This window comes from Nocardia iowensis (assembly GCF_019222765.1).
Taxonomy (GTDB): domain Bacteria; phylum Actinomycetota; class Actinomycetes; order Mycobacteriales; family Mycobacteriaceae; genus Nocardia; species Nocardia iowensis.
Map to the genome: position 1 here is coordinate 619,125 of NZ_CP078145.1, position 12,721 is coordinate 631,845.

Below are 12,721 nucleotides of genomic sequence, written 5' to 3' on the forward strand. Positions count from 1 at the left end.
TTCAGTCAGGATCTCACGGTACCATTGACCGCATGTCTCGTCGTGATTCGATCCTGGAGTCGGCCGCTCGCGTGGTCGCGCAGCGCGGTGTCCGTGGCTTACGCGTGGAGGAGCTGGCCGAGGCGGCCGGTGTGTCCACTTCGCTGATCTACTACCACTTCAAGGACCGCGCCGGACTGCTGGCGCAGACTCTCGATTTCATCAATGCCAGGGCCGAGCGCTACACCGAATCCGGCATCGACCCCGACGTCGACCCGGTCGGCCATCTCGAACAACTGCTGTTGCTCGAACTTCAGGACACGCCGCTGGTCATCGAGAACAGCGCGGCGTGGGGCGAATTCTGCGCCTCCGCCGTCTTCCAGCCCGAGTTGCGCGACCAGCTCCGCGGTGCCACCGCCCGCTGGACCGGCTATCTGAGCGAACTGATCCGCGACGCCAAGGAGCGCGGCGCCGTCCCCGCCGAAATCGCGCCCGCCGATGCCGCCGAACGCCTCACCGCGCTGGTCGAGGGTGTGAGCATGCGCTGGCTCAGCGGCACCCTCGAACTCGCCCGGGCCCGCGAATTGGTGCGCGGCGCAGTCCCGCTGGAACTCGGCCTGCGGTCCTGAGGCCGCGGGTGCGCGGCATTCGGTTCGCTATGTCGCCCGGCGTAAGTTTGTCTCGGCACGATCGCCGTACCTGAGGAGCTCCATGACCGCTCGGCACCTGGTCGACGTCCACGTCCTGCTCATCCGCGACGGCCGCCTGCTGCTCAGCAAGCGCCGCAGCGACGATGAATTCGACGGCCTCTGGCACCTGCCCGCCGGCAAACTCGAGGCAGGCGAATCCGCGACCGCCGCGGCGGTCCGCGAGGCGAACGAGGAAACCGGCGTCCACATCGACCCCGCCGACCTGCGCCACATCCACACCTCCCACGTGGTCGCCGCCGGCCGAGATTCCCGCCTCGGCCTCTTCTTCGAAGCCAGCCACTGGACCGGCACCCCCACCAACCGCGAACCCGACCGCTGCCACGAACTCCGCTGGTTCCCACTAGACGCCCTCCCTGACGCCATAATCCCCTACCCCGCCGCAGGCATCCGCGCCCACTTCACCGGCACCCCCTACAGCGAACGCGGCTGGCCCGCCGTTACCCCAACGGCCTCCGCGGAGGGTTGACAGCCGAGCACGGTAAGGCCGACTGATTCGGGGCGGTCGCCGAGGCTGTCGACCGTGTCACGTTTTCTGGCTTCGCGCACTTCGGTGCCTCTACAAACGTGGAGGACGAGGAGGTTGCCATGGAGGCCGGTGAGGTCCTGATGGACCCGGATCAGGTGCGGGTGGCGGAGCGGTTGCGGGGGTTGCTGGATCGGCGGGGTAGGCCGATCAGGCGGCACCGGGGGATTTATCTGCACGGCAGGCCAGGGCGGGGCAAGACCATGGTGATGGATCGGTTCTTTGCCGGAGTCGCGTCGGATAGTAAGCGCCGCTTTCACTTTCATCAGTTCTTTGTCCGGCTGCACGCGGCTGCCCATGCGTCCGGTTCTATCGATACGGCCGTCGCCGCCCTGCTCGGCGATGCACGCCTGGTCTGCTTCGACGAATTCCACGTGCACGACATCGGCGACGCGATGCTCATCGCTCGAATGCTCGACGTTTTGTTCGCTCGCCGCATCACGCTGGTGGTGACGTCGAATTACCCGCCCGAGGAACTGCTGCCGAACCCGCTGTTTCACGACCGCTTCCTGCCGACGATCGCCCGCATCGGCGCGAATCTGGATGTGGTCTCGCTGGACGGGCCGCTCGACTACCGCACCCGGGCGGATCATGGAACACGCACCCGCCGCACAGGTTTCGCTGCTGGGAGCTACCATGTCGAATCCGCTGACGAACGCATACCGAACGGCATGGGCAGCCGCGACAACGGAGCTGCGGTGCCGGTCCGGATCGGTGCCCGCCAACTGCGCGCCCGGTCCATCGAGGGGGACGCGTTCACCATCGAATTCGCCGCCCTGTGCGGCGCCCCCACCTCGGCCGCCGACTATGTTGAACTGGCTCAACGCTTTCCGCGCTGGACCATAGCCGACGTACCTCCCCTGAGCGAGGTCCCGGCCGACTGGGCGATGCGTTTCGTCAACCTGGTCGATGTGCTGTACGACGCGGATCGTGAACTCACCGTGCTGGCCCGGGTCCCGTTGGCGGAGTTGGTCGACGGCGTCCACGGCGTGCCCGATATTTCGCGACTCGCCAGTCGCCTTTGTGAACTTTCCCAATTCGTGCCTACCCGTGTCGGCTAGTTGGGCAACATGGGAACGACCGGTTCGGAGCGGCGCCGTACTCGGATAAAGAGGATGAATTCCGAAGTATTCGATTCCATCCCGAGCGGACCGCTCGGCATGTAACTATGTGGCTGTTTTGTGCAGTACTCAGATTTGGTGGTAATACGTGGCCGGGGCGCGAGCGCCGATATTGTGCGTGATCGTGCTGATCACGCTGCTGGCGTTTGCCGCGATCGCGCTGCACGGATACATCCCAGGAGTGACCGAATCCCGCGATAACCGTTCGGCGCCTTCGGCATTGTCGGTGGCGTTGATGCCGGTCCTGCTCACCGTGTCCATGGTGATCCTGCTGGCAGGCGTGATCGCCAGCCAGCACCGGCTGCCGCTGGCCATGCCAGAGCCGGACCGCGACAGCGACCGGCAGCAGTGGCGCCTCGGCCGGATCGGCCTGCTGGTGCTGGCCGGACTCGCGGCGCTCGCACTGGTTCTCGCGGCCGTCTCCGCGGTGTTCTTCGTCGGGGTCGGCCGCGAAAGCGCGCCACTCCCAGCAGCACCCGCGCAAACGACCGGACAGCCGCCGGACGAGTTCGCCACCGGTACGCCCGACCCCGGCTCCACCCCCACCGAGCTGACCGGCACCGCCTTCCTGCTCACCGTCATCGCCGCGATCGCACTGGTCGCCGTGGCCATGATCGGACTGATCGTGGTCGCCATCGCGTCCCGCCGCAAGCCCGCTCCGCCGCCGTTGCCGCCGGTCGCGGTGCCGCCCACCGCGGTGGACTCGCTAGCCAGGGCGGCCGAAATGGGTTTGGCCGCGATGAATGTGCCCGGTCAAGAGCCACGCACCGCCATCATCGCCTGCTACGTCGCGATGGAACGCGGCCTCGCCTTCGATCGTGCTGCCGCACCGCTGGTTTCGGACACCCCGATGGAGGTGCTCGCCCGCGCCTTCGAACGCGGCGCGCTGCATGACGCCTCCGCGCGCGAGCTGGTCGCGCTGTTCGAGGAGGCTCGGTTCAGTCCGCACGCGATGCTCGAGTGGCAGCGGATGCGCGCCGAGCAGCTTTTGCGGATCGTTCTCGCGGACCTGCAGGGAGAGGCGGCAGCTTGAACCGAACGGCCATCGTCATCAGTGCCGCGATCGTCATCGCGGTGATCGAGCTGATCACCTTCGACCAGGCGCGCGGGGTGATGTTAGCGGTCACCGCGGTCCCGGTGGCGCTGGCGGTGGCCTGGCTGGTCTGGTCGCTGCTGGAACGCTCGGAAGCACGCGGCTACGACGAGATCGATGAGATCGAGAACGGTCCCGCCGAGATGCTGCGCCGCTGGCACGCCAGGGCGCAGATGCTCGCCGACCGCGCCGACGGCACCCGCGCCGACTGGGACCGGCACCTACGTCCGCTGCTGGCCAAGGAGTTCGAGTTGTCCAGCGGGCAGCGGGTCGCGAAGAACCGCAGGGCCACCGAGGCCGCAGGCATTCATCTGTTCGGACCGGAACTGTGGCGCTGGGTGGACCCGGCCAACTCGGCATTGCGTGATCAGACCACTAGGGCACCGGGACGGGCGGCGCTGGACGAGATCCTGAGCCGCCTGCAAAGAATGTGAAATGGGTTGAGGCAAGTGCGGGTACACACATGACGATGCCGATGGACGCCACCGTCCAACGCAGTGACGCCGTGCTCCGGGAGCTGTCCCGGGTCGTGGTCGGCAAGCAGGAAGAAATGCGGTTGATCATGGTCGCGGTGCTGGCCGGTGGTCACGTCCTGATCGAAGACCTACCGGGTCTGGGGAAAACGCTGATCGCCAGATCGTTCGCCGCGGCCCTCGGGCTGCAATTCACCCGCGTGCAGTTCACCCCCGACCTGCTACCCGCCGATCTGCTCGGGTCGACCATCTACGACATGTCCTCCGGCCGCTTCACCTTTCGCCGCGGGCCGGTATTCACCAATGTGCTGCTCGCGGACGAGATCAACCGCACGCCGCCGAAGACGCAGGCCGCGCTGCTGGAGTCGATGGCCGAGGGGCAGGTCAGCATAGACGGCGAAACCTTCCCGCTACCACAGCCTTTCATCGTGCTGGCGACCGACAACCCGATCGAGTACGAGGGCACCTATCCGCTGCCGGAAGCACAGCTGGACCGGTTCGCGATCCAGTTGCGGCTCGGCTATTTGTCCGAACACGATGAGACGCAGATGATTCGGCGCAGGCTGGAGCGGGGCGCGACGATACCGCAGGTCGGCCAGGTCGTCGATGCCAAAGGCCTGCTGGAGATGCGCCAATCGGTCGAGTACGTCACGGTGCATCCGGATGTGGTGAGCTACGTGGTCGCGCTCGCCGCGGCCACCCGGGCGCACCCGCAGGTGGAGGTCGGTGCCAGCCCGCGCGCGGAGCTGGACCTGGTGCAGATGTCGCGGGCGCGGGCGCTACTGCTCGGCCGGGACTACGTGATTCCGGAAGACGTTAAGGCGCTGGCGATTCCGGCCATGGCGCATCGGATCACCCTGCGACCCGAGATGTGGGTGCGCCGGATCCGCGGCGAGGACGTGATCACCGAGCTGCTGCGCCGTCTCCCGGTCCCGCGCGCCACCGTGACATGAGCAGTGAGCGAATCATGTGCCAGCGCGCTATGCCCATGACGGAGCCGAGCGCCAGCGAGGCGCGGTCATGAGGCATCGCGACGCGAGCACCGCGGTCGAGGCCGAATTGCGATGGCGCCCAGCGCCGTTGGTCTTCATGCTCGCGATCTGTGCCGGGGCGGCCCTGGTACTCGCGGTCGTGCTCGGCCGGTGGCAGCTGGTGGTCTTCGCCGCGCCGCTGCTGGGCGTGCTGGCCACCGCGCCGTGGCAGCAGTCCTCGACCAAGATCCAGGTCGACGGCGGCGGCACACTGCGGTGCTTCGAATCCGAAGAGGTGGTGCTGACCGTCGCCGCATTCGTCGAGCGCGGGCACGCGTTGCTGCGACTGAAGCCGGAAGCGGTAGCGGCACTGGGTATCGAAGTCGAGAAGTCCAGCGATTCCGGCGCCGCACCCGCCGGGCTGCGGCTGGCACTCACCGCGGATCGGTGGGGTCGCTATCCGGTGTCGGTGCGGGTCTCCGCGCTCAGCCCGGCGGGCCTCGCCGTCGCCACCGCGGTACTGCCCGCGGGGCAACTGTTCGTCTACCCGATCACCGACCCGCAGCGCATGCGATTGCCGCGCACCGAACTGCCCGAGCGCCTCGGCACCCACCTCACCCGCAGGCACGGACCCGGCGTGGAGTACGCCGACATCCGCGCCTACGCGCCGGGTGACCAGCTGCGCATCGTGAACTGGCCGGTGAGCGCGCGGCGCGGCCGGTTGTACGTCACCGAGCGACTGACCAACCGCTCCGCGGATGTCGTTGTGCTGGTGGATACCTCACAGCAGGCGCCGGGCCCCGCTACCGATTCCCTCGAACTGTCCGTGCGTGGCGCGGCGCAGGTAGTGCAGTCGACGCTGCAAGCCGGTGACCGCACCGCCGTCGTCTGCCTCGGCGAGGGACCGCGCTGGCTGCGACCGGATATCGGCCGCCGCCAGTTCTACCGGATCGTCGATACCGTGCTGGACGTCGGCGACGAGTACATACCCACCACCGGCACCCTGGCGCCGCACTCGGCCGTGCCGCTCGGCGCCATCGTCGTCGCCTTCTCCACGCTGCTGGACACTCAGTTCGCGCTCGCGCTGATCGACCTGCGCAAGCGCGGACACGTTGTCGTGGTGGTGGATGTCCTGCGCGGCACACCGTTTCGCGAGCATCTCGACCCGACCCTGGCCAAGATGTGGCAGCTGGAGCGGGCCTCGATGTATCGCGACATGGGCACCGTCGGCGTCGACATCGTGGCCTGGCCCGAGGCGACCCGGCTCGATCAGATCATGCGCGTGCTGCCGGAACACCGCAGGACCGTCCGGGTGCGCCGATGACCCGATTCCTCGCTGTCCTGTCGGGCGTGCTGCTGGTGACGTCGGTGGCGTTGCTGGAACCATGGGCCGCCATCGCGGCCCTCGTCCTGGTCGCCCTCGGCTGGTGGTTCCGGCCGTTGGCGGTCGCCGCGGTGCTGTTGGCGGTTGGCGTGCTCGCCGTCGCGAATCCCGGCGTACTCGCTTCCGCCGCAATGGGACTGGTCGCCACCACCTATCTGCTGAACGCGGCGACCGTCACCGCGCCGCGCGGGGTGGTGCCGACCACGGTGCCCTCGGTCGCGGGCGCGGTCGGTTTTGCCGCCGTGGCGGTCGGCGCCGCCCTGCTCCCGCTGCGCTTGGCCTGGGCGCCGCTCGCCGCCCCGATTCTGGTGATCGTGCTGTACGCGTTGATCGTCCAGGGCGTAGCCGTCCGCCGCACCCGCGTCAATACGGCACCGCACGCCCCCTGAACCACCCGAGTGCGGTGGACGAGGGGGTGTACAGCGCCGTCAGCTCAGGCGAAGCGCAGGGTCACGTCGCCGAGGACGGGGGCGTCCTCGCGGTCGACCACCGTTGCGGCAATGGTCAATTCGTTGCCCTGCTGCCAGATGCGGGTACGGATCGTCTCGCCCGGGTAGAGCACGCCGGCGAAGCGGGCGCGGAATCCGGTGACCCGCTCGGCCGCCGAGCCGAGCACGGTGTCGGTGGCCGTCTTGCAGACGATGCCGTAGGTGCACAGTCCGTGCAGGATGGGCGCGGGAAACCCGGCGGCGCGGGCGAATTCGGGATCCGAGTGCAGCGGGTTGCGATCACCACACATGCGATACAGCAGCGCCTGCTGCGGCAGCGTCGGCGTGGTCACGTCGAAATCCGGTGCGCGGTCGGGCAGTTCGGACTTGGTACTCGGCCCGCGCTCGCCGCCGAAGCCGCCTTCGCCGCGCGCGAAGATCGAGGAGCGCGCGGTCCACAGCGGCTGACCGTCCGCACCGGTGACGGTCTGCTCCTGCACCACCACCGCCGCGGACCCCTTGTCCCACAGTTCGGTGATCCGACCTGTGCTGGTCGCTGTGCCGGTGGCCGGGATCGGGCGATGCACCTCCACCTCCTGATGACCGTGCACCACCTTCGCCAGATCTATGTCGATACCGGGGAAGCGGACGCGCGGCGGCTCGGTCTCGTGCAGGGTCGGCGCGACGGTCGCGAAGGTCGGCAGCACCTGGGGCACGCGGTCGTCGAGGTAGCGCAACTCGGCCGGATCGGTCCACCGCGTGCCCGCGCCGAGCCCCAGTTGATACAGCTGCACGTCGGACGGCGTCCACGTGAACTCCCGGCTCGGAAGTTCGGCCCCCAGCGCGACTTTCGGATCGATGGGCATCAATTCTCCTAGTTGGTCGGCGGCTGGACGGCCTGGGCAGGCTGCGCGGACTTCTTCTCGACGATGTCGAGCACGGCCAGGTAGCCGAAGGTCAGTGCGGGGCCGATGGTCGCGCCAGGGCCCGCGTAGGTGTGGCCCATTACCGGAGTCGAGCAGTTGCCCGAGGCGTACAGGCCCTCGATCGGGGTGCCGTCCTCGCGCAGCACCCGGCCCGCGGTATCGGCGACCAGGCCGCCCTTGGTGCCCAGATCGCCGGGCACGATCTTGGCGGCGTAGAACGGGCCCTGCACCAGCGCGGCAAGGCATGGATTCGGCTTGACCGTCGGATCGCCGTAGTACCGGTCGTAGTGGCTGTCGCCGCGGCCGAAGTCCTCGTCCTTGCCGGTCTCGGCGAAGGTGTTGAAGCGGTTCACCGTGGCAGTGAGGTTGGCCGTGGGAACGCCGATCTTCGCGGCGAGCTCGTCGAGGGTGTCCGCCTTGACGATGTTGTCGTTCTCCATCCAGCGCGACGGAAAGCGCTGGCCGGGCTGCAACCCGGCGTAAATGTAGCGGTTGCGGTAGCGCTGATCGAAGACCAGCCAGGCCGGGATGTTCGCGCCCGGCCCCTCGCCCTGCCCGTACTTGCCGCCGTACATGGTGTGCACGGCCTCGACGTAAGGCGCGGACTCGTTGCCGAAGCGCTTGCCCTCGGCGTTGACCATGATGGTGCCCGGCAGATTACGCTCGGCCAGCGCGAACCACGGCCGCCCGCCCTTGAAGACGGTCGGACCCCACCAGGCGTCCTCCATGAACCCGACGTCGCCACCTGCCGCCATGCCCGCGATGATGCCGTCGCCGGTATTGGCGGCCGCACCGGTCGTCCATTCGGTGGTGATGGGCTGACGCTGGTACTTGGTGCGCAGCTCGGCATTGCGCTCGAAACCGCCGCTGCCGAGTACCACGCCGTAGCGCGCGGTGAAGGTGACCGGTTCGCCCTCATGCTTAGCTTCGACCCCGGTGACCACGCCGTTCTCCACCACGAGCCCCGTCAGTGGGGTATTCAGCAGGACAGGCACATTCGCGTCCAGCAGTCCTTTGCGCATCGCGGCGATGATGGCCTGGCCCATGCCAAGGATGTGTTTGCCGGTGAGCTTGGCCCAGTAGGTACGCGCGCCGACCCGCATGGCGCGCATCATGCCCTTCGGGTGCCTGCGGATCAGGTTGAGCCGGACGAAATCGGCCTGCATGACGACGACGTTCAGCGGCGCCTTGGCGTAGGGCGGCTCCAGATTGGCCAGCTCCACGCCGAGCACCTTGGCATTGAACGGAGCGGGCTCGCACGAGCGGCCCTCGCCGAGCCCGCCGGGCGCCTCGGGGTAGTAGTCGGAGTAGCCCGGCACCCACTTCATCTTCAGCGGGGTGTGGTCGAGCACGAAGTCGAAGGCCTCCGCGCCACGGTCGATGTAGGTATCGATCCGGTCCTTGGGCACCACGTCACCGATGATGCTGTGCAGATAGGTGCGTGCCGCCTCGCGGTCGTCGGGTCGCCCGGACGCGCGCAGCGCCTTGTTGCCGGGGATCCAGACGCCACCGCCGGAGCGGGCGGTCGACCCGCCATAGTGCGCGGCCTTCTCGATGAGCACCACGCTGAGCCCGTGGTGGGCGGCGGTGAGGGCGGCGGTCATGCCCGCGGCGCCGCTGCCGACCACCACCACGTCGTATTCCCGATCAATCATGTAGAACACGTTATAGAATGATCCCGCCATTGGTCTATGTTGTGTGGCAGAAGACTTACTCGGCTTTCCATCCACCGAGAAACTCGTTTCAGTTTCAGACCGGAGTGAAGTACATGGGGTTCGATTGGGACCTGGTCACCGACGTGGTCGTCGTCGGATTCGGCGCGGCGGGCGCCGCCGCGGCACTGGAGGCGGCGGCCGACGGCGCGCAGGTGCTGGCACTGGACCGGTTCGCCGGCGGCGGGGCCTCGGCGTTGTCCGGCGGCATCATCTACGCGGGCGGCGGCACATCGGTGCAGCAAGAGGCCGGTGTCGCCGATACGCCCGAGGCGATGCTCGCCTATCTCGAGCGCGAGGTCGGTGCCGCGGTGTCGCCGGAGACATTGCGCCGTTTCGTGGCCGAGAGCCCGGCGATGATCGAGTGGTTGAAGGGGCACGGCGTTCCGTTCGAGGCCTCGCTGTGCCCGTATAAGACGTCGTACCCGAACGACAGCTACTACCTGTACTACTCGGGCAGCGAGATCTCCGGCGCGTTCCGCGACATTCCGGCGGCGCAGCGCGGGCATCGGGTCAAAGGGCGTGGCACCTCCGGCAAGCAGCTGACCGCTCCGCTCGCCGCCGCCGCGTCCCGGCTTGGCGTCCGGCTCGAAACCCTCACCCAGGCGACGCAATTGATCACCGACGACGCGGGCACGGTGCTCGGTGTCGAATGCCGCACCTTACGCGACGCACCGGGTCGGATCCGTGATCGCTACACCCGCTTGGCGAAAGTCGCTGCCAAGCCAGGGATCTACTATCCGCCGCTACGTGCCGCGCTGGAGAAGCGGTTGACCCGGCTGGATCGCCAGTACGGCCGGACAATTCGGGTGCTGGCCCGGCGCGGCGTGGTGCTCAGCGCCGGTGGCTTCATCGCCAATCGCGCGATGCTGCGCGAATACGCCCCGGCCTACCGCGGCGGGCTCGCACTCGGCACCACCGGCGACGACGGGAGCGGCATCCTGCTCGCGCAACAGGTCGGCGCGGCCACCGACCGGATGGGCAATGTCTCCGCCTGGCGGTTCCTTCTGCCGCCCAGCGCTTTTACCGGCGCGGTGCTGGTCGATGCGGCGGGTCGTCGGGTCATCGACGAAACCCGGTACGGTGCGGCGGTCGGTCACGCGCTCATCGCCGAACACGACGGCAAGGGCTGGCTGCTCGCCGACGACGAGCTGATGCGCACCGCCATCGACCAGATCGGTAAGCAGGGCGCCTGGTTCCAGCGCGGTCAGTTCGAGGCCATGCGGCGCACCGCGATTCGCGGTGCAACGCTGGAAGCCGTCGCGGCGAAGGCGCGCATCGATATCGCCGGGCTGCGGGCGACGGTGGACGCGCACAATGCCGCGATCGCGAACGGCACGCCGGATCCGGTCGGCAAGCCGGCCGAGTTCACCAAACCGCTGCGCACCGGGCCCTTCTGGTTGCTGGATGTGGGCATCAAACCGAGCCTGAGCAATCCATGTCCGATGCTCACCCTCGGCGGAGTCGTCGTGGACGAGCGCACCGGCGCGGTGAAATCGACTGCCGGAATTGATATTCCGGGTCTCTTCGCCGCCGGACGGACGGCGGTCGGCATCTGCTCGGAATCCTATGTCAGCGGGCTTTCGCTGTCCGACTGCATCTTCTCCGGCCGCCGGGCCGGTCGGTCCGCGGCGGGCGAACAGGTCCCCGCACTCGAGCAAGCAACTGTGGAAGGAAACTAGCGTGCTGTCCGACGCGGTACGAACCGAACTGGCCGATGAACTCGAGCGCGCCGAGCGCGACCGAGTGCCGATCGACCCGCTGGTCAGCCGGTATCCGGATATCGATGTGGTCGATGCCTACGAGATCCAGCTGATCAATATCCGGCGCCGGCTCGACACCGGCGCCAGGGTGGTGGGGCACAAGGTCGGGCTCTCGTCCAAGGCCATGCAGCAGATGATGGGTGTGGATGAACCCGACTACGGTCATCTGCTCGCGGAAATGGAAGTCTACGAAGACGTCCCGGTCGAGGCCGGTCGCTACCTGTTTCCGCGCGTCGAGGTCGAGGTCGGGTTCGTGCTCGGCGCCGACCTGCCCGGCGCGGATTGCACCGAGGCCGACGTGCTCGCCGCGACGGTGGCTTTCGCGCCCGCCATCGAGCTGATCGATTCGCGGATCAAGGACTGGAATATCGGGTTGATGGACACCATCTCCGACAACGCGTCCTCCGCGGGGTACGTGCTCGGCCCGGAGCGGGTAGCGCCCGAGAACATCGACATCAAGGCGATCGACGCGGTGCTCACCCGCAACGGCGAGGTGGTGGCCGAGGGCCGCAGCGACGCCGTGCTCGGTGATCCGGTGATCGCGGTCGCCTGGCTCGCCCGCAAGGTCGCGAGCTTCGGGGTCCGGCTGAAGGCGGGCGACATCGTGCTGCCCGGCTCGTGCACCCGCGCCATCGACGCCAGGCCGGGCGATGGGTTTCATGCCGAGTTCGCTGGGCTCGGTTCTGTCCGTTTGCAATTCATTTAGGAGGCTTGTGGTGTCCGAGAACGGGACCGTCACCGCCGCGATCGTCGGGTCCGGCAATATCAGTACCGATCTGCTCTACAAACTGTTGCGTTCTACGGCCATCGAGCCGCGGTGGATGATCGGGATCGATCCGGACAGTGAGGGTTTGAAGCGGGCCCGCGGGCTGGGGTTGGAAACCTCTGCCGAGGGGGTGGACTGGCTGTTGGGCCGATCCGAGCTGCCCGAGCTGATTTTCGAGGCGACCTCGGCGTATGTGCATCGTGCCGCCGCTCCGAAGTATGCCGAAGCGGGTATCCGCGCGGTGGACCTCACGCCCGCCGCCGTGGGGCCCGCGGTGGTGCCGCCGGTGAATCTCGGTGCGAATCTGGATGCGCCGAACGTCAACATGATCACCTGCGGTGGCCAGGCCACCATCCCGATCGTGGCGGCGGTATCGCGCGTCGTGCCAGTCGTTTACGCGGAAATCGTCGCCTCCGTCTCGTCGGTGTCCGCGGGTCCCGGTACGCGCGCCAATATCGATGAGTTCACCAAAACCACCAGTCGTGGGGTCGAAACCATCGGCGGCGCGCAGCGCGGCAAGGCGATCATCATCCTCAACCCGGCCGAACCGCCGATGATCATGCGCGACACCATCTTCTGCGCCATCCCCGAGGACGCGGACACCGACGCCATCACCGATTCCATTCATCGCATGGTGGCCGACATCCAGCAGTATGTGCCGGGCTACCGGTTGCTCAACGATCCCCAGTTCGACCCGCCGTCGGTGATCTCGGGTGGGATGGCGAAGGTTTCGGTGTTCGTCGAGGTGGAAGGCGCGGGTGACTTCCTGCCGCCGTATGCGGGCAACCTCGACATCATGACTGCCGCCGCCACCCAAGTCGGCGAGGTTATCGCCGGTCAAATCGTCTCGGCACGGGTGTAAGGAGCGAAAC

Annotated in this window: 13 protein-coding genes; 11 read left to right on the top strand and 2 right to left on the bottom strand. The window is 67.8% G+C overall.

Features of this window, described 5'->3' with window-relative positions; genetic code table 11:
* Window positions 1-32: 32 nt before the first annotated feature.
* The 8 genes from KV110_RS02945 to KV110_RS02980 all read left to right on the top strand — a co-directional run bounded on the left by KV110_RS02945 (window position 33) and on the right by KV110_RS02980 (window position 6,643).
* Window positions 33-608 carry a TetR/AcrR family transcriptional regulator gene (locus KV110_RS02945; RefSeq protein WP_218473117.1) on the top strand — a complete coding sequence of 192 codons (576 nt, stop codon included), beginning with the start codon at window positions 33-35 and terminating at the stop codon, window positions 606-608.
* Between the two features lie 82 nt (window positions 609-690).
* Window positions 691-1,155 carry an NUDIX hydrolase gene (locus KV110_RS02950; protein WP_218473119.1) on the top strand — a complete coding sequence of 155 codons (465 nt, stop codon included), beginning with the start codon at window positions 691-693 and terminating at the stop codon, window positions 1,153-1,155.
* Window positions 1,156-1,274: 119 nt separating this feature from the next.
* The gene (gene zapE, locus KV110_RS02955) at window positions 1,275-2,273 is read left to right on the top strand and encodes a cell division protein ZapE (protein ID WP_218473121.1); all 999 of its coding nucleotides are present in this window, start codon (window positions 1,275-1,277) and stop codon (window positions 2,271-2,273) included.
* 184 nt (window positions 2,274-2,457) lie between these two features.
* On the top strand, window positions 2,458-3,366 hold the full coding sequence (locus KV110_RS02960) for a DUF4129 domain-containing protein (protein WP_246634327.1): 909 nt from the start codon (window positions 2,458-2,460) through the stop codon (window positions 3,364-3,366).
* Entirely contained in the window at window positions 3,363-3,860 is a 498-nt protein-coding gene (locus KV110_RS02965) for a hypothetical protein (RefSeq protein WP_218473125.1), read from the top strand. The genes KV110_RS02960 and KV110_RS02965 overlap by 4 nt, the downstream gene beginning before the upstream one ends.
* Before the next feature lie 29 nt (window positions 3,861-3,889).
* On the top strand, window positions 3,890-4,852 hold the full coding sequence (locus tag KV110_RS02970) for an AAA family ATPase (protein ID WP_218473127.1): 963 nt from the start codon (window positions 3,890-3,892) through the stop codon (window positions 4,850-4,852).
* Between the two features lie 67 nt (window positions 4,853-4,919).
* On the top strand, window positions 4,920-6,194 hold the full coding sequence (locus KV110_RS02975) for a DUF58 domain-containing protein (RefSeq protein WP_218473128.1): 1,275 nt from the start codon (window positions 4,920-4,922) through the stop codon (window positions 6,192-6,194).
* Complete coding sequence (locus tag KV110_RS02980; RefSeq protein ID WP_218473130.1) at window positions 6,191-6,643, top strand: hypothetical protein; 453 nt, start codon at window positions 6,191-6,193, stop codon at window positions 6,641-6,643. Before KV110_RS02975 ends, KV110_RS02980 begins: the two co-directional genes overlap by 4 nt.
* 44 nt (window positions 6,644-6,687) lie before the next feature.
* Here the strand turns inward: KV110_RS02980 and KV110_RS02985 are convergent, their stop codons facing one another.
* Complete coding sequence (locus KV110_RS02985; RefSeq protein ID WP_218473132.1) at window positions 6,688-7,548, bottom strand: MaoC/PaaZ C-terminal domain-containing protein; 861 nt, start codon at window positions 7,546-7,548, stop codon at window positions 6,688-6,690.
* A gap of 8 nt (window positions 7,549-7,556) precedes the next feature.
* A complete protein-coding gene (gene kstD, locus KV110_RS02990) occupies window positions 7,557-9,272 on the bottom strand; it encodes a 3-oxosteroid 1-dehydrogenase (RefSeq protein ID WP_218473141.1) in 1,716 nt (571 codons plus the stop codon).
* Between the two features lie 104 nt (window positions 9,273-9,376).
* Between kstD and KV110_RS02995 the strand changes: the two genes are divergently transcribed.
* Genes KV110_RS02995 through KV110_RS03005 form a run of 3 tightly spaced genes read left to right on the top strand, consistent with a single transcriptional unit; the run spans window position 9,377 to window position 12,711 of the window.
* The gene (locus KV110_RS02995) at window positions 9,377-11,002 is read left to right on the top strand and encodes an FAD-binding protein (RefSeq protein WP_218473150.1); all 1,626 of its coding nucleotides are present in this window, start codon (window positions 9,377-9,379) and stop codon (window positions 11,000-11,002) included.
* Between the two features lies 1 nt (window position 11,003).
* Entirely contained in the window at window positions 11,004-11,789 is a 786-nt protein-coding gene (locus tag KV110_RS03000; RefSeq protein ID WP_218473152.1) for a 2-keto-4-pentenoate hydratase, read from the top strand.
* A 10-nt stretch (window positions 11,790-11,799) separates the two neighbouring features.
* Window positions 11,800-12,711 (top strand): acetaldehyde dehydrogenase (acetylating), encoded by a 912-nt coding sequence (locus KV110_RS03005; protein WP_218473154.1) that lies wholly within the window; start codon window positions 11,800-11,802, stop codon window positions 12,709-12,711.
* Window positions 12,712-12,721 lie beyond the last annotated feature (10 nt).

What these genes read in the sequence shown, in the direction of transcription:
- zapE (WP_218473121.1), top strand. Translation starts at nt 1,275, where the DNA reads ATGGAGGCCGGTGAGGTCCTGATGGACCCGGATCAGGTGCGGGTGGCG.
- KV110_RS02985 (WP_218473132.1), bottom strand. Translation starts at nt 7,548, where the DNA reads ATGCCCATCGATCCGAAAGTCGCGCTGGGGGCCGAACTTCCGAGCCGG.
- KV110_RS02980 (WP_218473130.1), top strand. Translation starts at nt 6,191, where the DNA reads ATGACCCGATTCCTCGCTGTCCTGTCGGGCGTGCTGCTGGTGACGTCG.
- KV110_RS02995 (WP_218473150.1), top strand. Translation starts at nt 9,377, where the DNA reads ATGGGGTTCGATTGGGACCTGGTCACCGACGTGGTCGTCGTCGGATTC.
- KV110_RS02975 (WP_218473128.1), top strand. Translation starts at nt 4,920, where the DNA reads ATGAGGCATCGCGACGCGAGCACCGCGGTCGAGGCCGAATTGCGATGG.
- KV110_RS02945 (WP_218473117.1), top strand. Translation starts at nt 33, where the DNA reads ATGTCTCGTCGTGATTCGATCCTGGAGTCGGCCGCTCGCGTGGTCGCG.
- KV110_RS02970 (WP_218473127.1), top strand. Translation starts at nt 3,890, where the DNA reads ATGACGATGCCGATGGACGCCACCGTCCAACGCAGTGACGCCGTGCTC.
- KV110_RS02950 (WP_218473119.1), top strand. Translation starts at nt 691, where the DNA reads ATGACCGCTCGGCACCTGGTCGACGTCCACGTCCTGCTCATCCGCGAC.